The following is a 20,494-nucleotide window of genomic DNA, read 5'->3' as shown; positions in this document are numbered from 1 at the left end:
CCCTTTCTAACTATTTATTAACAACCACACCGGAGTGTAGGATTGCTCTTCTCAATTTGTTTAATTTTCTCTGTTTGGTCTGGTATATGTGCTAAAATATCTTCTAAAAGCGTGTATAAATCACTCGCTTGATTTAAAGAATAATAAATCCACTGACCTCTACGCTCTTCTTGCACTAAGCCTAAATCCTTTAACTTTCGAAGATGCTGACTGATAGAAGGTTGGCTCATATCAAATACTTCGAGAAGCTCACAGACACAGCATTCACGTTGTTTAAGAATTGATACAATTGTTAATCTTGTTTTGTCTCCCAATAGTTTCAGTAATTGGGATGCTCTTGATACCTCTACAACTGTTTTTTCCATATCTACACCTACCTTGTTATAATTACATAAGCATATGCTTATATGTTGTGTAAAAATAAAGTGAATTATTCTTTTAAGTTACTTTATTCTCTCTTTCAAAATAAGTATATAACTATTCGCTTATATGTTCAACTGAAAACTCTCACCTTTACAGAACCTTTACATTGGATTTCCTTATTTAAAATTTGTACTCTTTTTCTTATCCCAAAAGATATAAATGATAAATCCTATAGGTCCTGTTAAAAAGATAAATATTAACCATATCAGAAAATGCTGCTTACTAATTTTATTTTTCTGATATTCGAGCGTAACATATGTACACATAAGAATAATCAAAAGATATATACCTACAATGAGCAATTGATCTAACAAACCTATCCCCCCCACTATTTATAAAAATTAATTTTGGAACATTTATTATTTAATCATATCATATAAGTTTATAATTATATACTTATATGAATTTCATAGCTTACAATATATGCGATTGATAAGCTTTAATCGAAATAATTCTAATAATAAGCTTTTCATTGTTCTTACTGTAAGTACAAGTGCGTTTAAACTAGTGTTACTTTATTGCTTAAGATGTAGGTTTAGAATGAAGTTTGATAAAAAGATCCGTTTTGTAGAGTATTTCTCTGTTCAACAATCGGTCCAAATTATTGAAAAATAGCAGCTAAGTTTCAAAAAGTAGATCGATACTATAGTAAATAATACTTCTCTTGACCCTGTACTATGGTACTGGGTTTATACTATAAATGAGGTGAGATAGATGCAATATCGTATTGGGGAACTGGCTGAAAGGTGCGGTGTTAACAAGGAGACCATTCGGTATTATGAGCGTTTAGGCTTAATTCTAGAGCCTAATCGTACTGAAAAAGGATATCGAATGTATTCCTTACAAACGGTTGATCGATTAAATTTCATAAAACGGATGCAGCAATTGGGATTTACCTTAAATGAAATTGATAAATTGCTAGGGGTTGTCGATCACAATGAAGCAAAGTGCCGTGACATATATGATTTCACTGTTCTTAAATTAGAGGATATCCAGTGTAAAATTGAAGATCTTAAAAAAATTGAACAAATGTTGGTAGACCTTAAAGAAAGATGTCCTGAAAACAAAAATATTTACGAATGTCCTATTATCAAAACTTTAATGGATTAAGAAAAAAAAACAGAAGAATATTTATAGAAATAATAACTTGTAAAGGTGGAAGAATGATGGCGGAATGTTGTAGTAACGTTAAAGAAATAAAAATTGAAAGTAATGTTAATTGTCCATCGTGTAAAAATAAAGCTAAAAATGTAAAGTTGATTACACCAAAATCATTGCTTAAGCCATATGCATTAGAAACATTAGATGCAAAAGAAAGTCACTATTTTTGTTCAAATAAAGCCTGTGATGTAGTCTATTTCGATAAGAATAATAAAAAGCATCTTATATCTGACATAAAGGTAGCTGTACATCAAAAAGATGATTCAGCAACTACACCAATTTGTTATTGTTTTGATTGGACAAAAGAAAAAATTAGACACTATGTAGAAAATGAACTTTCTCCTAATCCATTAGAACATATACGCGAAAACATAAAAGAAAATCGATGTGGTTGTGAAGTAAACAACCCACAAGGTAGTTGTTGTTTAGGCAATGTTACAATTTATATTAGGAATATGTCATAAGGGACCTACATATTGCTTTTATTCACCAAAATATCTTCAGCAATTGGGCGCTTTAATTGAGCAAGGATAACAAAAATTATCAACCTTTTTATAAAAGGATGATTCAATTGAATATAGAAAAAGCGTGTTTTATCAAGGTGTATTAAGTCAATTTAATCAAATTTTATTCCAAGGTTACATAAGATGAAATAATAGGAACCAAGAGCCAATAAGATATACCATTAATTGAATAAAAGTTATAAAAAAACAAGCGTATGTTAGACGCTTGTTTTTTTATAATTAATTGGTTTATCACGTAATAGAACATTTGGTACTATACGAATATAAACAAGTTCACTTATAAGTTCGACAATAGTTTGAGTAACAATTACAGCCGCAACTAGAGTACTTATATCTGGTAAAGCTAGTCCCAGAGGAAGTACTACTAAAGAATTCCGAGTAGCACTACTGAAAATAAGTGTTCTTCCTGAACGAATATCTAATTTAAATAACTTACCGATATACTTAGCGAAAATTGGCATAATTACCATAAAAGCGATATATATAGGAACAACTTTAATAACTTGATCTATAAAATTAGGAAGCTTTCCAATTTGTGAGGCGACTACTACAAAAAGAGTAATTGCCATAAATGGAACTGGAAGCCAAGCTGAAACATTTAAAACTCTTTCTCCTATTGAAGATTTTCGAGATATAATTTGCATTAAAATAGCAATTCCAAGAGGCAAAACAATCAACCCGAGAAAAGCTTCTATAAAAGGTCCTGGTTCAACAATCTTTGCCGTTTCGCTCCCCATAAATAGCCATAAATATAATGGTAACAGCAACATTTGTGTGATAAAGAGGATTGGTGTAGATATCAAAATGAGCTTTTCATTTCCCTTACCTAAAGAAGTAAAAATAATTACATAATCAATACATGGTGTTAATAATACCAAATATACACCTATTAATAAGGGCGGATTATCTGGTAAAAATCTAGATAGCATCCATACTACAATGGGAACTACAATAAAGTTAGTAGTTAATAATGCACCAATAAATCTAGAATTTCCAAATGAATCTTTTAATGACATAAATGGAATTTGCGAAAACATACTATACATTAAAAATGCGATAATTAATGAGATGATTACCTCTAATCGCTCTCCATAACTTGGCCAAATGAAACCAAATAAAGTGGCAACTACTAGTACAATGAAGTATAGTGACACTTGGTTTTCTTCGAGTTTTTCTCTTGTAATCATTAGAAACTCCTTTATCAAATCATTTGGATTTACCATAACATATATACAGTTAGAGATGGACAAAAAGCGGATTTTGTAGGTTATCAGATAAATATTAAGCTCCTGACATATTCTATATGACGAATATGTTAGGAGCTTTTATTAATATATATTTTTATACCTATTAAGCGCTAGGCATCGGTGTTGGGGTTGCGTTTATACCTTCTTTCTTATATTGTTTGTCGATGTATTCACGAATTTCTAAAGTGGATGCTCCATTTTGCTTCATTAAAATGGATTGGAAAGCAATATCTACACAAGCAGCGTGATTCATTGCATGTGATTCCCATGTAACTTCACCGTTCTCTTTAATTTCACGGATAAAGCAATCTTTATTACTTTTATGGTCGGAGTTTTCGTCACACCCACAGTAACAAGGAATCCATTTTAAGAGTTCGGTGTCTTTTCCTACCATTCCATAAATTTGAGAGACTTGTCCATTTGTGGTTGATGATAAAAAAGAAGGAAGAGTTTCTATATTAGCTGTTTTTTCTAGAGTATCGCCTTTAAAATGTTCACCTTTATTTTTTGTCTCTTGTAACTGAGTTTGTGTTTCTTTGTTCTTAGCCGGTGATGAATCATTAATGGAACTACAGCCGATTAATAGGCTTACTAATAAAACTACAGGTATGATCTTTGACATCATACTGTCTCCTTTCTGTAAAAACTCCTTTATAGGTACTGCTTCGATTTACATATTTTTTATTACTTCGTTTTTGATCTCGTTAACAACATAAACAAAGTAATCATACAAAAAGCAATTAAAGCTAAAAATGGGATTGTGATAAAGCCTAGCCAATTAATATAATCAACATTACAAGGAACACCTTGGACGCATGGATTAATCTCTGAAAAACCAGGGATTTTTTGTATTGCATAGTGGTAAAGCGAAATACTTCCACCAATAATAGAAATCGGTAATACATATTTTTTTATGTTCTTTTCATTATAGAACGTAGCAATTCCTAAAATAATACAGAGTGGATACATCATAATTCGTTGGAACCAACATAATTCACACGGTATGAATCCAAGTATTTCACTGAAAAATAGACTGCCTAGTGTCGCGATCATTGAAACAATCCATGCCATATATAAGGTGTAATTACGCCATGTAAAATTCTTTTGTACGGTATTCATCATTTCTTTTCCTTTAATGCTTTTTCGATTAAACTTTTGATTTGTTCATAATCATAAGGATCAGATAACATCGTTCCATTTACAACAATGCTCGGTGTTTGTTCTACACCATAGTCTTGCGTTAGTTTTTCATCTCTGTTTACTTCTTCTTGTTCTGTTTGTTTTTTCAAATCTTCTTCGAGCTGAGTAGTATTAATACTTGGTGTATATGTTTTTGCAATTTCTAATAATTTTTCAGGAGTAATCCATGGATCATCGTGATCTTCTGGCTGTGCGTTAAATAACTCTTTATGGAAGCTCCAATATGCCTGTGGGTCTTGTTTATAAACAGATTCAGCAGCTAAAGCAGACAATTTAGATTCTGTTCCGTGGAACAAAACATTCACATATGAAAATTTGGTTCTGTTGCAAAGTTTCTTAAGAAGATAAATAAAGACATGTATGGATGGGGAGATATTATGCAGCTACCAGTAATTGTTGTAATTCATCATACACTGAAAAGACGGAGTCCGATTCAAGACTTCGTCTCTGTTTATATAAGGCCTGAATCGTTTCAATCCCTTTTATAGTACGTGAAGCATGACGAATATTTTGGAATCCAGAAGATTTGACAAAACGTCGTTTTACATGTCGATGATCTTGTTCAATGAGATTATTGAGATACTTGACAGTACAATGTTTTGTACGTACATAAAAACCGTGCTTTTTCAGTTTTTTGAACGCACAAAGCAAGGCTCGAGCCTTATCGGTAGTAAGAACCGTTGGTTCTCCAAAAACTTTGACGAGTCGCTTCATAAACAGATAAGCCACTTGATGATCGCGTGTTCTACGAAGTTGAATATCCAAAGTATGCCCATCTCCATCAATTGCACGATAAAGATAACACCACTCTCCTTTAACTTTGATGTAAGTTTCATCTAAATGCCAACTATGGTGCGCGGATTTGTTTTTCTTCTTCCAAATTTGATAAATCAGATTGCCGTATTCATGGACCCAACGCATGATTGTTGTTGGGTGCACGGAAACACCACGTTCTTTTAAGATTTCAGATACATCACGATAACTTAAAGAAAAACGACAATAATAGCCAACGGCTACTAAAATAATATCTTTCTTGAACTGTTTTCCTTTAAAATATTTCATTTAAAAATCTCCCTGTTTCTTTTTCTAGAGTGTAGCCTCATTTAAAAAACTTTGCAACAGAACCCTCGCAAATATTTTAAAATCGTCCACATATCTCACAATATAGCCTTCTTTTAAGTTTGTGGTTTTTAAAGCTCTATTCTTCTTATTATCACCAGAATATTCCCGCTTCGTTTTAAAACCTTCCCATTGGCTATATACCCATTGATCTAAATCATTAAGGACAATATTGGATAGTAACGGAGAAAGTATTCCACCTTGTGGGGTTCCTTTACTAGGCAACCTTTCACCTTTTATTGGAGCTTTTAACATCTTCATGATAATTTTAAGAACTATCCTGTCCTTAATTCCCATATTCCACAGTTGTTTCATTAGTAGGGTGTGATTTACGTTATCGAAAAAACCTCTAATATCAATATCAACGACATAATTAAGCTGATATCTGTTTACGAGAGATGCACACCTAGCAATAGCATGGTTAGCACTTCTAATTGGTCTAAAACCATAACTGTGTTTATGAAATTTCGCTTCAGCTATTGGTTCTAAAACCTGCTTAAACATTTGCTGTATTAGCCTATCCTTCATGCAAGGTATACCTAATGGTCTTTTTTCTCCATTAGGTTTAGGGATCATTTTTCTCCGAACTGCTTTAGGTTTATAATTCGTTAAATCATCTCTTATAAATTGAATAAACTCACCTTTTGTCATTCCTTTATAGTTATCGATGGTAAATTTATCAGTACCTTCCGTTTTTGACCCTTTATTTGATTTGATTGAACGATATGCAAGTAAAATATTCTCTTCGGAAATGATAATTCTGTATAGTTTGCGAAATGATTGATTTTCTGAGCTTGACTTGTATAAATTATCAAATACAGTATCCATACCGTAATATTCCCAATGTCGTAATGACGTGTTCAGTGTGGCATCTCCTTTCAATTTCTCATGTAATGAAGATGTCTCCCACTTTCCTACTCGACCGCTGAACTTCATCTTAAGGTATTACTTTAGGTTATAAACTAGTTAGACTTGGGCCCATCCCTCCACGTTTATTAGACGTTTCTTTGGTACTGTGGCCCTACTCTCACAACGATAAATACATTTCGGAAAATTAATTTATCCTTATAGTAACCGTCCCGATGATAGTCGTTGAAATAGACGTTCGTTGCTTTCTCCGTTCCAATTATCCTAGCTGTACATATATTCCCTTAGGTCGTGACTTTAGGCCTGTAAATCTTATAGCATCATTGTTTGCTATCCCGATTTTCATGGGTGCAAAGCTTACTCATCGGTAATTTACCAATCTCTTTGGATTGCGGAAACTTTCGTATTCCGTAGGCTTCTAGACCTGTACATTCGCCACTTTGTCAGTGTTACCTTTACACATTCTAACCATAGGAATCTTATAGCCCCCCGCCATATCTTTAATCATACCTTCTCATTAAGTGGCTCCAGATTAAATTCAGGCGACTTCACCTAGCTTCGTACCTCTCACCGCTATCACAGTTTGACGCACGTAGGAGTATTAGGGAAAGTGTTTCAGCTCAACATGACGGCTTTCATTCCACTTTTCGAATAATTAGTTGTGAGCTCTTATCAAAGAACCCCAATCATTTCATTCCATCAACATGACATTACCATGTTGATATGGAACTTATAGATTAACGGATCGCACTACACCATCCTTGATGACCGCATATTGGGCAAGTTGTTCTATAATATTCAAACCATCTTTCATTGCTACCTTTACTCATACTTCTTGCAGGCCTTAAAACTCTACTTACCGCTAATTTTTCTATCGACATAATATCTCTCCTTTTCCATTAAATTAATAAAAAAAGCCCTTTGGAATACGGAGGTTAAATACCACACAATAGTGTAATTTAATCCGTAACCCGAAGGGCTTTATGTAATCACTAGAAAATAAAACAAAAAATTGAAAGAGTATATTACGAATATACTAAATTTTCCTAATTTAATCTAGGGATTAATAATAATTTTTTTCATTACATTCCAAATCCTTTTTACATTAGACTCATCGTTATAAATGCCTTTAAAATTCGATTCTGGTATTAAATAATTCATAATATGTTCGAATCCAGGCTTTAACTTTGCAAATGTAGCATCATCCTCAATAAAAAGTCTATTAGAGTATTGTATTTTAGCCACTTCCTCAAAAATAGAAGGAAATTCAAACAAAATATCAGATTCAAACATTTTCTGAATTATTTTTGGTTTACTAAACTCAAACTGATCTATAAAGATAAGTTTAGTTTCAACTTTAGGATTTATTTTTTGAGTAATAAATTTCGAAGCAAGATTATAATTATATACATCGTTATTGCATAGGATCCATAATTCATCAATGTGTTTTAAACTTTCAAGTGTATGCTTTACCATAGGACCAGAAGGAATATCTAAAAAGACTAAATCAAAAAAACGCAGCCCTTCAATGTAATAGCGGTTCATTATGTTATCTGTAAAGCATTTATAATTATTGCGATTAAAAGGGAAAAAGGTTACTCCTTTATAATGAAGTGGAATGTGTTGTGTTGTTAAATTAGGGTTAATTAAATAATCACTTAATGATATCCAACGTTCGTCTATCTTCAAAAATTTTTGAACATAAGAATATAATTTTGGTGTATTTGATACACCTTCTAACACAGAAATTGAAATTGAGTAATTAGCCATAAACACGGCGAGGTTAGTCAAAAAGCTTGTAACGCCTACACGATTAATAGGTGACCATACACCAATTACTTTTTCACCTATTAGTTTTCTTCTATGAACAGGGATATTTATATAATTTCTAAGGTTTAATATTGCTTTTTCATATGTTTCTTCACTTATTGCAAGTACACTTTCCCTTTTAATAGTTTCTTTTTTAATTTCTTCACTTACCGGAGTACCCTCTCTACTACATATATCATCCTTAGAATTGTTATCATTTGGCTTTTCAAGAGGTTTTTCTAAATAATTCTCTTTACTAGCAGCTACATTTCCATCATTATATTTCTCGATTGCTTTGGTTTCATTTTGAACAATATTATCCTGTTCATTTTTATCAGTATTTAATTTTCGTATTTTGACTTCCTCTACAATATGAGATTCTATTTCTATATCTTCATTATTTTTATCACGCGATTCTTTACTACCGGAATTCCCCTGGTCTCCCTCACCTATATCGCTTCTTGAGTTAACCATAATTATTTTTTGTAAATAAGAATGCAAACTGTCGGGTGTATTATCAACTACTTTAAAAGGATGTGTTATAAGATCTAGTTCTAAACTATCTAATTCATCAGCTAAGCATATCTTGTAATTCGCTCTTAAGTTCTGCCGCAGCATTGCAATATAACTGCTTCCATTTTCGCCTATTATTTCTTCTGAATCCACGAAAACTGCAAAAACTTCATTATAATCGTCTATGTTGGTATACGTAACTTCAATGATCTCATCACCAGGAAAAAATTCTTCAATAACCTTTTTTAATTCGGTAGCAATTGATTTTAAAACTAGAACTTTCAATTCAAGCACCACCTTGCTCTCTACTCAAATTAAATTCCTCTAATAAACGACATAACTGTTTCCTCATTTTGTATGAAAGCTCATACTTACCATTTTCTATATTGGATAAATGGCTAGGAGTCACTCCTAATTCTTTAGCTAATTCGTTTTGTTTAATTCCTAATCTTTTTCTACAAAGCACCAATATTTCAGAATCATTTTCTGGCTTCAATTTATCAATAAGCAACCTTTCCCCTCCTTCCATTATTCAAATTGTTAACGAACTATTTAAATTCCTTGTCATAATAAGAATATTCTTTTTCTACCAAATTACTAAGTGTTTCTTCCGAAAAAATAAATTGAAAATACTGACTACAAAACATATACTTAAAATGTACCATTATTTTTTATTTTATTTCAAAAAACACTCATGCCCTTCGGGTAATCGATTTTATTACACTTACTTCGTGTAAAAAAATAGATTCCTTCGAAGGGCATTTTTGTGTTTAAAAGGAGGAAAAAAGATGTTCAAAAAGAGAAAATACCAAAGTTTAGAAGATGTACACGACGCTTTATTAGCTCCCTTTGAAAAGAATGAATTGAAATACAAAGATGGTAAACCATACATTCCTCATTATCAAGCTAGAAAGAGATTAATAGAGATTTTAGGTGTTTACGGATTTTCAATTGAATATCCGATTCAAGAACTTTATGCAGAACCAAGTAGCGTCCCCCCTATTATGTGGGCAAGAACAACATGTAAGTTAACATTAGACTTTTCGGAATGGGGTGGCGAAAAAAGAATTGTTTATGGGACAGATGCAAAGAAATTGAACAGATTTTCTAATAAAGAAAAAAATATAGAAAATGGAGTTGTGGGACAAATTTGTGATTTAGGCGATGATGAAAAATCAGCAATGGCTAGAGCATTCGTAAAGGCATGCGAATCTATTGAGATTGGCTTATATCTATGCTTAAATCCGAACCACCAACAAACAAGTAATACAACTCCATCATCTAATAGCAATTACAATGAATTGTGGAACATCGTAAACAATTATGAAAAAGCGCTAAAAATCAATATTGATAATCGAAAAGAAATATTAATATCTCCATACCCTAAGCAACGCGATTTTAAAAAATTAAATGAAAAACAATTAGAATTTTACATTTCTATAATAAAACATTCTGCAGAAATTGCAGTAATGGCCACTAATTCAAATACTGAAAAACTTATATTAAATGAGTTATCAAGATGCTGTAATCAACAATTTAATAATTTTAAAACTACTATTGGATTTATGAACGAAGCAGCTGTTGAATATACAGGTAGCTATTTAAAACAAAGTAAAAGTGCAATCTGACTATCAATTTCATGTTAACATCGGACGGAATTCAATAAATTAGAACGAATCTTTGTCATTAACATATCAACTGAGATTGACATGTTAAAAACTATAAAACACCGAAATATCAATGTTATATCAACGGAATCTCTCAGAGATTGACATGACATTAACATTTTAAACTTTTGAGGAGGAATTAATTATGCACATCGAAATTTCAAAATCTAAATTAGTCGAAAACTTATCTAGCGTGGTGAAATTTGCAGGTAAAGATAAAAAAGAACCTATTCTTGAGAGTATTTTGATTGTAGCTGAAACGGATAAATTGCGATTTATTGCCACAAATTCAAAAGAAACAATTGAGCGTATTGTTTTTTGCGATGAAGATGTATCGGTGATAGCAGAAGGAACAGTATTAGTTGAAAAGAAAATAGTAGATGTCGCAAAAAAATTAACAAAAGAACCTATTAAACTAAAACTATCCAAAAATATTCTTCAAGTAATCTCTGGTAAAAGCAAGTTCACTCTTAATACCTTTAAAGTAAGCGATTATCCTGTAATTAAACCGAGTCAAGCGGAATATTTCGCCGATATAGAGTGTTCTATATTAGAAGAAGCTATAAACAGCGTCTGCTATGCAGCATCTACTTCAAATCAAAGACCTATTTTAAAAGGTATTCACCTAACTGTATCAGAGAATCTCATGACCTTTCAATCTACGGATAGCCATCAACTAGCGTATAAAGCTATTAAATTACAGACAGCCTTCAAAGAAGAAATTAAAATGACAATTCCAGCCATCGCTTTAAAAGAAGCTATCAATAGTTTCGATATAAAAAAATCAATTAAACTGAGCAAACTTGATAATACATTTATTTTATCAAGTGATACTGAAACATTTAGAACCCAAACACTTGAGGGCGATTATCCAGATGTCTTAGTTAGATTACTTTCTCCACTCTATGAAAATGTAATTTTAGTTAACAAACGTGAGATATTAGAGGCTCTAGAACAAATAATGCTATTTACATCAAATAAACCTACAGGTATCTTTACATTGAATAATAACGCGATCTCTATAGAAAATGAAGAAAAATCCGAAGGCAACGCACAAATCTTAATACAAACTGAGGATATTACAACACCGGATCCATCAGTTAAACCTGAAGACTCAATTATAAAATTCGGTTTTAATGTACAATTACTTTATACTTCTATAAAAGTTATAAACTGCGATTTAATAGCGATTGGCTTTAATGGTGAGAAAAAGCCAATTAGTATAGTACATGAAGATTATTACAATAACCTTGGTGTTAATTCTACTGAGCCGTTACAGCCGATTCATTATTCAGATTTTAGATTCATACTACCTAGCATTATTAATTAAATAACAAGGCCTATACTATCAAGTATGGGCTTTTTTTATTTGTTTTATACATAAACTTTTAGTTTTTTATATTATAAGTTTAATATTATATCTTTATAATTTATTTACAAATCACTTTTATTTACTTATCATTAATATATTGTAGACTAATTTGTTAATTTCATAGCAACAATAAAGCGGATTAACACTCCAAATAACGCATTACAAACAACAAAACATTAACATGACATTAACATTTTTATACCAAAATCATACAAACATTAATGTCATGTTAACCATCAATCCATTACATGTTAATGTTATATTTGATGTTAATTTCATTTTATAAAGGTATTTTAATTAGTATTGCCGAAAAGTACTTAACATGTCAATTCCACTTTCTATGTTAATTTCACTTTCTACGATTAAATTCCAAGGAGGTATAACAATGATTGAACAAGAACAGCAAACTACCACTGAAAATGGTGAAGAAACTAATAAAAACTTTATTCATGAAGACGCTTTTGAAAAGGCATGGCGAATAACTGAGTTTTCAAAGTTAGTAGGTCGCCATCACAATACGGTATATAATTGGTTCAACACCTTAGAAGAAAAAGGGTTACATGGGACTCTTAGAACCAATAATACAAATGAAAAATTATATAATAGTCTCGATTTAGATATTGCTTTATTTATCAAGCAGAAGAGAGACGAAAAATGGTCACTAGATGCAATTATAGAACTTTTACCACATCAATTTGAACTAAGGCCCGTTTCACCAGAAAATCAAACCAGTGAACTTTCAGCTCAATTAAACATACATGAAGCAGCTGCAACAATCGAAAAAATAGTAGAGCAAAAGCTTGAATTGCATTTACAGAGCATTGAAATGGAGTATAGAGAAAAATTGGAGGAAGCTGTGCGTTCTGCGTTACCTGAACCAGAAGACCCTGAAACCTTAAAAGAGCGCCAAAGACAAGAAAGACTAGATAATATGATTATTCAGCACAGAGCGCGTACAGAGTTAAGAAAACAGGCTGAAAAAGAGTGGAATAGCCTTCCTGAAGACACCCGAATTAAAAAGGTTGGTTGGTTTAAAAAAGAAGAAGATCTTGCGCGGAAACAACTTTTCATTGAAACCTATATTGATGAAAACATGATTGAGTATATACAAAATACAATGAATATAGAAAAATAAGCCTGGAAAATTCCAGGCTTATTTTTTATTTTGCTCCAAACATTTTATCGGGATCCATAAATGCCGCTAATTCTTCATCATTTTGTACATTCTTTTCGTCATCTTTAGCTGGTTCTATTTCTAAATAATCACCAAAATTAATGTGGAAATCATCATCTGAATCTTGTTCCTCAATAGTTGTAATTTGAGACTTTGTATATTGAATTTGACTTTGCTTTTCTTTAAATTCATTGTATTCCTCGACTAATCCTTTAGATAAACGAGATGGTAGTGCATCTGTTTTATAGAAAGTATACACGCTACCCATAAAGTCATTCTTACTAACTAGATATCCATTAAAAACAGTTCCATTGATTGGTAGTTTATTTGTTACTTCTACCTTAGCATCATCCATAAATGAATCATCAATATTCTTTTGTTCATCTAAAATTGCCAACATACCAAAATGATGCACTTTAGATGCCTCTAAATCTCCATTTTCATTTGTTTTCATTAGATCAATTGGATGGTGGAATGAGCTTCCTTTTAATGATTCTGAGAACATATCTACAATTTCTTTACTATTTTCAATTTGGTTCATGTTACGTGAAACCTTATTAATTACCAAGCAGCCAGTTCTTTCTAGCAGAATTCGTTTAAAGTCTTGAGAATCTAAAATTACAGACGTTCCAGAGCCGTTTGCAGCTGTGTTTAACTCATGAATAATCTCTCCAATGCGTTGGTTTGCATAGTCACGTGAGTTTGCAATTCCTTTTTTCTCATTTTCATTTAATCCTTTAAACTCATCATAAAAATGTTGATTATCTGCAAACACAACAAATGCTACGCCTTTAGCCGGATCATTTGCTAGCTTCCAAATTTCTTGTGAAAACTTATTTACTTGTCTTAGTACGTCTGGTCCGTCTGCTCTTACTGGAAGTGTAACCACAATACCCATTTTAATGAAATCCTTACGTTCAATTGCATTATTGAAAGCAATTCTTGCATACTTTTGTTGATTTTTTATTAATTCTTCTCTAGGAATTTTCATTGCCATACTTTTAAGTTCTTCAGCAATTACAGGTTTATTATGAAAAGCAGAGAATTCTTCAATTGCCTTAATAATTGTAGATGTACCTGTTCCACCGCCTAAACCAGCAAAAAATAGCACTAATTCATCAGATGGTCTTACACGTTCTGTAATAAACTCTTTTAATTTATCTTTAGCATCATCATTAGATTCTAAAACCTTTACAGCACGTTCAGGATTTTTACCTAAACCACCTAATTTTAGTGAAACCTGGTTACTTTTTGGAACATTCTTAAGTTCAGCTAAATCTCCGTCATTACTATTTAATGCAAGACAATTATATACTGCTGTACCATCTGTATGTTTATACTCAGCAAACTTATCTACCATTCTAGTTCCGGCTTGCCCAAAACCAACCATAGTCATCTTTACAGCAACTTCGTTTTTCAGAAAGTTTTTTGCCATTTTCCATCTCTCCTTCGTTCTTTTTACTTGTTTTTACGTTTCTCTAATTCAATTAAAATCTGTTGTCCTCTTATTGTTGAAATTAAAAACTTATACGGATGCATAATTTTTTCTGTTATTAATGACATGGCAGCTAAAGTACCCACACTTCCCTCTGCTGATCTTCTTGAAATATTTGTTCTTTCAATTTCTAACGAATAGGATTTCCCCTTAGGTTTCTTTACTCTTCTATCAATAACAACATTTTCTACTATCTCATTTATTGAAATACCTCTCATATACTTTGTCTCTTGGTATTGTTTGTTTACTTGAGATCCTATGTAATGAAATACATTGTACAGTATTTCGTCTTCTTCAATAATGTCTGCGAACATTTCTACAACTTCAGGAGTAAATTTGTTCTGTTTATATTTTTCACTTAATACCTCGTTCAAGTTGTCCCCCCCTTAAAACGTTGGTTAATTATTCCTAAAAACATATTACCTTATTATAAGACGTATATCAAGTCATTATATATAAGTCTTATATAAGGTTATTATATACAAGACTTATATAAGACTTTCATTTCATAAAAACATAATAAACTCTTACGTATCAATACTTTATATATAAGACGTATATGTAAGTCCTTTATATGCGTAGTAAACAAAACATGTTAATATTAGATTTCATATAACTAACAATAACTATCAGATACTAAAAAAAAGACAGTATTTATGTAGATTTTTATCCAGATTTATATTATTACCATTTGATACATCTAAAATATAGTACTAATAAATCCTCTATCGTACATATACAACCTACATAAACACACTATATATAAGACTTATATAAAAACACCTATAAATAAAGGTTTTATTCACTTTTATATTAATTTCATGTCAATATAATATCACCAAAATTCTTTATACGCCTTACTTGTAAGTCTTATATATACACGTTATAAATAAGTCAATAAAAAAGAGTAATACTTAATAAAGTATTACTCTTTTAATTATAAATTTTTATATAAAATACTTAGTTTATTGAAAAGAACTTCATGATCCCGTTTCTTATTTACCAACTTATTTCTCTCTCTGTTGTCAACAGAAAGGAAAGGGGATGTTAATGTCATATTATATTCAGCTATTTCTTTTATTAATTCCGTAGTTATTTCTGATATTTGTAGGAATAACACATAAAATTCTGATTCATTTTCATTCAATTGGCTAGTTTTATAGTTAAGTTCTACAAACTTGTCAGTATAACTTGTCAATTTCATATCAATATAATCGCTATAACTAACATGTGTAGTCATGATTTTATTAAACTCACCTAAACTAATTAATTTCTTTGTTAAACATAGGTTTACTAAGTATATCCTGTATAAAGCTTTAAATGAAATAGCATATTTAGCTCTTTTTTTTATTAATTGGATGTATTCACCGTATTTGTTTATTAAATATCTTAATTGGTTAGATTTTATCCTCAAAATTCTACTGACTTGTGCCATATTATACGTTTTATAAGGATCTAGAGCTGCAAACTTTATTGGGATTATCTCATGTTCGTTACTTAATGTATTAATTACTTGGGTATAAAGAAAGTCCGTTTCAAATTCACTTTGTATTATCTTTGTTATTAACCCATATTCTGTGTTCCAATTCCGCATTTTTTCACCCCTTAAATCAAATTGTAACATGCAAAATATGAAATATACACAATTTTCATTTACTTTATTATTTTTATTTACTTATTTCTTTTATGATGTGATTTTTCCTTCTGATAAACAAATAGCTCTATAGAATTAAATGCAATTCTGATTAATACTTAATATCATCTATGCAAAAGTATATTCACTGTACATTTTATCTATTTTTGTTACTCTACACATATATGACGAAATACATATGACGAACCCTGTTTTCATCATTAGAGTTCGTCATATGTTCTTTTATCTATGTCGAAGTACAAATGACGAACCCTAATAGTAATTTTCCACTTGATATCATTCAATTTAATTACCCACACCTGACGAAATAATATGTGTTTTTAAACCGAGAGTTCATAGGGGATAATGGGTTACTTTTTTGTAAATTTCAGTTAAAATATACACTAATCATTTTTATGTACTGAACTGCTTAATTTCTCCAACATTAATTACCTTCATTTCATGACAATTGTAACTGATTTCATGCAGATTTCCGTATATTATTTCCATATCAAAGGAGTGTTTAAAATTGAAAAAATCATTTGATCATGCCGTTAAATATATCGTCGGAGAGAATGATCGTGGAGTTTATTTTAATCGTTCTGATATTTTTACAGTCTTATTTTTATATGAACAACGAACAGTATCTCAAATTCAATTAAGAAAATTTTATGAATTGATAAGTGGGGAGCCAATAAGTCGAACTACATTTTCATCTAAGTTAACTAAGTGGGCAAAAATGAAATTAATAAAAAAAGAAAATATAAGTGTGAGAAAAAAGCGTGGTTTTACATTGGATTTCGTTTCTATAGCTTCAAAGGGAACAGAAGTATTATATCGTTTAAAATTAATTACTGACTACAACACCTCGTTTGTTACCAAAAGGCAATATGAACACAATATAGCTATTACACAATTTGTGCTAAACCTACTTGAAGCAGAATCCCAAAATGAACATACCGGTGCAATTGTTGGTGGTAATGGCGATTATCTTTTTCCATTAAACTCAATTGTGAAGCAAAACTTACATTTACCTAACCTAATGTATTCCGATTCAAATGATGTTTACTTCTTATACGAAGATGAAGAGTATCGCGAAATGTTTCAGCCAGAACTTCAACCCGTTTCCTTCCAACCAGATCTACCTCAACTCGTTTATTCATTTCGTCCATCTAAAGAGTTTTATCTAGATTCAAAGGGAAATCCATTAATCATTCCTGATTGGGTTCTTACATGTAACGATTCTATTATCAATATTGAAGTTGATACAGGAACAGAAAACATTCCATTTCTAGAAAACAAACTAAAAAAATATCTTGATATCGCTGCTTCTAATCCTTCTAAACAGTTTTACGTATTATTTTCAGTAATCGATGATTCTTATCACACAATTTCTACTTACAAAAAAAGAACTACTCGTGTAACAAATTTAAAAAAGGCTTTCAGCAATATACCACGTTTAAGTGTAGTGAATAACCTAAATGTTTACGTAAGCAATATGGGTGGATCTGCACTTGTAATAAATAATATTCTTCATGAAATTCGCGAAATTAATAGTTTAAACAAAAGTCATTTGTTCAAAAAAATCGCTGAACGTTTAAACATAAACTCTTCTTTCCCTTATTCGGTAGAGTGGATTTCTAATAAAAATGAAATTCAAGCGAAGGGGATTCAACATTCTAAACTACTTGAGTTAACAGATGACATTTTGGTATTAAGAAAAAAAGCACCTGATGAAGAAAAAAAATCTTTAGATTACTTAGAAATATTATGTATATTAACAATACTTAAGGTAGGGGAGGTTAACACACATTTTAAATTACAACAATTATCAGGATTGTTGGCCATGCAAAATCAACACCGAACACTAAACCCAATTAAGATTTTGGGGATATATGAAGCGGATGAATTAGAGCATGGGCAGCAAGCCATTTTTACTGATTTGTATCACAATTCCATAGCACCAGAGAATATATTATTGGTTACTTCTGCTGAATTGCTTAATTTCACCGCTGCTTTTTATTCGTTAAAAGAGAGGGTGAAACAAGAATTTGGAGAATGCAGTTCAAAAGAATGCTGAACTCAATAATGCACCAGGTAATGGGGAGGATCCAAAAGCCGGAAAGAGTAAAAAAAATTCCTATACAGTTACAATCGATATTACAAAAAGCTGGAAATATCGTTTAGCAGCCCGCTCATCTTACTATGTTATAACATTACTACTTCTGCTAGCTTGGTATTTTGCTTTTAGAGGAATATATAAATACGCTTCTTTCTGGTCAATACAAATGGGCGCTCCATTGCCTACTTTAAGTATCTTCGGTAATCCGTTTGAAACTAATTATTACCTTGAAACCTTTTTTAGCTTTTGGATTTTAATTTATACTTGGCAACTATCAACCAAGGTTAAGACCTACCAGGAGATAAAGCGTAGATGGTTTATATTCTCGATGATGTTAATTGGTATAGTTGCCCAGTACTTATGGGCGTTTAGTGTTCCATTAGCTAAAATATTTATTCCATTCTTAAATTCGAAAGCTGGAGAAGTTTCACTAAATGACAAAGGATTAGAGGATACTATACTTTCAAATTTTAGTAATATCATGCACCTTGTATTTGCAATACCTGTAATTATTATTATTCTCGTACTCTTATGGCTCTTTAAGATTTTTTACGAACATAAAAAAGAGCTAATAGATGAATTCGGAAAATGGGAATACGTGTTTAAAATACCTGGTTGGATGCTTTCCTTTTTAAATGATGATCGTCAACGAAAACTCGCTACTTCATTACACAAATTTTTCACAGAAAAAAATCCATCAAAATTGCCAGACCCAGATATCTATCTTGGTCCTAACAGTGCTACACGCGAAATGGCAGTTATACAAGGTAAGTCATTGACACTTAATATAATGATTATCGGTAACATTGGTACAGGTAAATCTGCTGCACTAGGTTTGCCAATTGCCAATCAAATTCTTGACTATATGGCTTCCATGATTAATAACTTTAAAACCTTATATGCAAGAAAAGATTATCATTCAGAGGATGTAAAAGGGACGCAGGTTAATGGTCTTACAGTTATCGAGCCATCTAATGACTTCTGCGAAAAAGTATATAAATTGGTATTAGCACACAAAATTCCCGAAAGTGTTATTTTCTATTTAGACCCAACAAATCCTGATACCCCTTCAATAAATTTTGTACGTGGTCCAGTTGATAAAGTTGCTGAGATGTTATGTTCAGTATTAACGGGTCTCTCTGATAATGGAGCAGGAAATCCGTTCTTCGTTCAATCTGAGCGTTCCCATCTTAAACAACATATTTATTTGTTAAAACTTCATGATTCTAATTTTGAAGCTAGATTTGAGCATTTAATTGATATGTATAATGATGCTAATCTCGTGTTTGAGATGCATCTCAAATTAAAAGAACGACTTCCAAATGATATTGAATCTATTCCAGATAGGGATGAACGAAACCATTTCCGCATAATGAAACAAGTTGATGAATGGTTTGACTTAAATTATGTTCCTGAAATTTCTGGTGGTCGTGGGGGAGGGGAAGTTGTTTATCATACTGAAGGGAAATACTATGGTCAACCAAAGATAATTGATAAACAAGAAACCTTTGTTCGCGGTTTACGAAACACATTAAATGATATTTCTGCTCAACCTCTGCTCCGACGTGTTTTATGTGGTCCATCGGATTTTGATTTTGAGAAGCATGTGCGCCCATAAGGGCTTTTAGGGATTCAACTTTAGCAAAGTTGTAGGTTATAGGTCACACGAAAACCTATCATCAACCAACTTATCCGAGAGGGAAACCAAACGGGGAGTGTAGCATGTTGGTAAAGCCATAAGTTGATTAGTTACCAAATCACGACTGAATGGCAAGATGAACCGTTATAGATGAGGATGAAAGCTAAACTGCTTAAACGATAGTTCAAGGGGGGATATCGAGACCCGCAACGAAAGGTAACTAGTAACGTTGTAGTAATAGCCATTTAACTAGGTGCTTGTTAAATAGCTCAAGAGGAATAGGGATAACATTGGACTCTATTCCTTGTGACCCATTACTAACCAGCCACTGTAAGTGGAAAAGAACGAAAGTCGCATCCGACACTATAACATGCTTGTCTCTAATTGTACTAAATGGGGATTACCTAAGTTGGAATGCCAACCTAAATTGGCTATTAAGGATGATACCAAGTGTAAAACAAGGTATGTGGCTTATGAATATCCAATAAGGTAACGGAGTTTCCGTAGTAGTCCGAAATAGGGAAAGCCT

16 protein-coding genes and 3 pseudogenes are annotated in these 20,494 nt (G+C 31.7%); 7 read left to right on the top strand and 12 right to left on the bottom strand.

Annotation, left to right across the window (positions count from 1 at the left end; genetic code table 11):
• Window positions 1–17: 17 nt before the first annotated feature.
• On the bottom strand, window positions 18–365 hold the full coding sequence (locus tag MKY00_RS28815; RefSeq protein WP_016117859.1) for an ArsR/SmtB family transcription factor: 348 nt from the start codon (window positions 363–365) through the stop codon (window positions 18–20).
• Between the two features lie 772 nt (window positions 366–1,137).
• Here MKY00_RS28815 and merR1 point away from each other — a divergent pair.
• Both merR1 and MKY00_RS28805 read left to right on the top strand, forming a co-directional pair.
• Window positions 1,138–1,533: a mercury resistance transcriptional regulator MerR1 gene (gene merR1, locus MKY00_RS28810; RefSeq protein WP_016117858.1), complete on the top strand. Its 396-nt coding sequence runs from the start codon at window positions 1,138–1,140 to the stop codon at window positions 1,531–1,533.
• A 56-nt stretch (window positions 1,534–1,589) separates the two neighbouring features.
• Entirely contained in the window at window positions 1,590–2,048 is a 459-nt protein-coding gene (locus MKY00_RS28805) for a putative iron-sulfur cluster-binding metallochaperone (RefSeq protein WP_016117857.1), read from the top strand.
• A gap of 257 nt (window positions 2,049–2,305) precedes the next feature.
• Here the strand turns inward: MKY00_RS28805 and MKY00_RS28800 are convergent, their stop codons facing one another.
• The 8 genes and pseudogenes from MKY00_RS28800 to MKY00_RS28765 all read right to left on the bottom strand — a co-directional run bounded on the left by MKY00_RS28800 (window position 2,306) and on the right by MKY00_RS28765 (window position 9,374).
• Window positions 2,306–3,295, bottom strand: coding sequence for an arsenic resistance protein (locus MKY00_RS28800; RefSeq protein ID WP_016117856.1), 990 nt, complete (start codon window positions 3,293–3,295; stop codon window positions 2,306–2,308).
• A gap of 163 nt (window positions 3,296–3,458) precedes the next feature.
• Window positions 3,459–3,977 (bottom strand): PCYCGC motif-containing (lipo)protein, encoded by a 519-nt coding sequence (locus tag MKY00_RS28795; RefSeq protein ID WP_016117855.1) that lies wholly within the window; start codon window positions 3,975–3,977, stop codon window positions 3,459–3,461.
• A gap of 62 nt (window positions 3,978–4,039) precedes the next feature.
• Window positions 4,040–4,477: a disulfide oxidoreductase gene (locus MKY00_RS28790; RefSeq protein ID WP_016117854.1), complete on the bottom strand. Its 438-nt coding sequence runs from the start codon at window positions 4,475–4,477 to the stop codon at window positions 4,040–4,042.
• Window positions 4,474–4,878, bottom strand: a pseudogene (locus tag MKY00_RS28785) (DsbA family protein); the annotation flags it as partial. The gene MKY00_RS28790 and the pseudogene MKY00_RS28785, both read right to left, overlap by 4 nt.
• Before the next feature lie 52 nt (window positions 4,879–4,930).
• Entirely contained in the window at window positions 4,931–5,617 is a 687-nt protein-coding gene (locus tag MKY00_RS28780; RefSeq protein ID WP_016117852.1) for an IS6 family transposase, read from the bottom strand.
• Between the two features lie 63 nt (window positions 5,618–5,680).
• Window positions 5,681–6,538, bottom strand: a pseudogene (locus MKY00_RS28775) (reverse transcriptase domain-containing protein); the annotation flags it as partial.
• Window positions 6,539–7,597: 1,059 nt separating this feature from the next.
• Window positions 7,598–9,157: a hypothetical protein gene (locus MKY00_RS28770; protein ID WP_229178383.1), complete on the bottom strand. Its 1,560-nt coding sequence runs from the start codon at window positions 9,155–9,157 to the stop codon at window positions 7,598–7,600.
• Entirely contained in the window at window positions 9,150–9,374 is a 225-nt protein-coding gene (locus tag MKY00_RS28765) for a helix-turn-helix transcriptional regulator (protein WP_000904074.1), read from the bottom strand. Before MKY00_RS28765 ends, MKY00_RS28770 begins: the two co-directional genes overlap by 8 nt.
• Window positions 9,375–9,651: 277 nt before the next feature.
• Between MKY00_RS28765 and MKY00_RS28760 the strand changes: the two genes are divergently transcribed.
• The 3 genes from MKY00_RS28760 (at window position 9,652) to MKY00_RS28750 (ending at window position 13,037) form a co-directional block, all read left to right on the top strand.
• Window positions 9,652–10,491, top strand: coding sequence for a hypothetical protein (locus tag MKY00_RS28760; protein WP_000474017.1), 840 nt, complete (start codon window positions 9,652–9,654; stop codon window positions 10,489–10,491).
• Window positions 10,492–10,675: 184 nt separating this feature from the next.
• Window positions 10,676–11,860, top strand: a complete 1,185-nt coding sequence (gene dnaN / locus MKY00_RS28755; protein ID WP_000546761.1) for a DNA polymerase III subunit beta — start codon at window positions 10,676–10,678, stop codon at window positions 11,858–11,860.
• A 427-nt stretch (window positions 11,861–12,287) separates the two neighbouring features.
• On the top strand, window positions 12,288–13,037 hold the full coding sequence (locus MKY00_RS28750) for a terminase gpP N-terminus-related DNA-binding protein (RefSeq protein WP_000572426.1): 750 nt from the start codon (window positions 12,288–12,290) through the stop codon (window positions 13,035–13,037).
• 25 nt (window positions 13,038–13,062) lie between these two features.
• On the opposite strand, the gene MKY00_RS28745 is transcribed toward MKY00_RS28750, so the two are convergent.
• The 3 genes from MKY00_RS28745 to MKY00_RS28735 all read right to left on the bottom strand — a co-directional run bounded on the left by MKY00_RS28745 (window position 13,063) and on the right by MKY00_RS28735 (window position 16,195).
• Window positions 13,063–14,511 carry a cell division protein FtsZ gene (locus tag MKY00_RS28745; RefSeq protein WP_001097019.1) on the bottom strand — a complete coding sequence of 483 codons (1,449 nt, stop codon included), beginning with the start codon at window positions 14,509–14,511 and terminating at the stop codon, window positions 13,063–13,065.
• 23 nt (window positions 14,512–14,534) lie between these two features.
• Window positions 14,535–14,945: a hypothetical protein gene (locus MKY00_RS28740; RefSeq protein WP_001006724.1), complete on the bottom strand. Its 411-nt coding sequence runs from the start codon at window positions 14,943–14,945 to the stop codon at window positions 14,535–14,537.
• Window positions 14,946–15,508: 563 nt separating this feature from the next.
• Entirely contained in the window at window positions 15,509–16,195 is a 687-nt protein-coding gene (locus MKY00_RS28735) for a hypothetical protein (protein ID WP_002170371.1), read from the bottom strand.
• Between the two features lie 538 nt (window positions 16,196–16,733).
• Here MKY00_RS28735 and MKY00_RS28730 point away from each other — a divergent pair.
• Window positions 16,734–18,284: a replication-relaxation family protein gene (locus MKY00_RS28730; RefSeq protein WP_016117800.1), complete on the top strand. Its 1,551-nt coding sequence runs from the start codon at window positions 16,734–16,736 to the stop codon at window positions 18,282–18,284.
• Window positions 18,256–19,935 (top strand): annotated as a pseudogene (locus MKY00_RS28725) (type IV secretory system conjugative DNA transfer family protein); the annotation flags it as partial. The gene MKY00_RS28730 and the pseudogene MKY00_RS28725, both read left to right, overlap by 29 nt.
• Window positions 19,936–20,494: the final 559 nt, after the last annotated feature.

This window comes from Bacillus sp. FSL R9-9834 (genome assembly GCF_038006905.1).
In the GTDB taxonomy this organism is placed as follows: domain Bacteria; phylum Bacillota; class Bacilli; order Bacillales; family Bacillaceae_G; genus Bacillus_A; species Bacillus_A pacificus.
This window is presented reverse-complemented; position numbering and strand designations above follow the sequence as displayed.

Bases quoted from the DNA above. Each gene is read 5' to 3' on its own strand.
- MKY00_RS28815 (WP_016117859.1), bottom strand. From the start codon at position 365: ATGGAAAAAACAGTTGTAGAGGTATCAAGAGCATCCCAATTACTGAAA.
- merR1 (WP_016117858.1), top strand. From the start codon at position 1,138: ATGCAATATCGTATTGGGGAACTGGCTGAAAGGTGCGGTGTTAACAAG.
- MKY00_RS28805 (WP_016117857.1), top strand. From the start codon at position 1,590: ATGGCGGAATGTTGTAGTAACGTTAAAGAAATAAAAATTGAAAGTAAT.
- MKY00_RS28800 (WP_016117856.1), bottom strand. From the start codon at position 3,295: ATGATTACAAGAGAAAAACTCGAAGAAAACCAAGTGTCACTATACTTC.
- MKY00_RS28795 (WP_016117855.1), bottom strand. From the start codon at position 3,977: ATGTCAAAGATCATACCTGTAGTTTTATTAGTAAGCCTATTAATCGGC.
- MKY00_RS28790 (WP_016117854.1), bottom strand. From the start codon at position 4,477: ATGATGAATACCGTACAAAAGAATTTTACATGGCGTAATTACACCTTA.
- MKY00_RS28780 (WP_016117852.1), bottom strand. From the start codon at position 5,617: ATGAAATATTTTAAAGGAAAACAGTTCAAGAAAGATATTATTTTAGTA.
- MKY00_RS28760 (WP_000474017.1), top strand. From the start codon at position 9,652: ATGTTCAAAAAGAGAAAATACCAAAGTTTAGAAGATGTACACGACGCT.
- dnaN (WP_000546761.1), top strand. From the start codon at position 10,676: ATGCACATCGAAATTTCAAAATCTAAATTAGTCGAAAACTTATCTAGC.
- MKY00_RS28750 (WP_000572426.1), top strand. From the start codon at position 12,288: ATGATTGAACAAGAACAGCAAACTACCACTGAAAATGGTGAAGAAACT.
- MKY00_RS28745 (WP_001097019.1), bottom strand. From the start codon at position 14,511: ATGGCAAAAAACTTTCTGAAAAACGAAGTTGCTGTAAAGATGACTATG.
- MKY00_RS28735 (WP_002170371.1), bottom strand. From the start codon at position 16,195: ATGTTACAATTTGATTTAAGGGGTGAAAAAATGCGGAATTGGAACACA.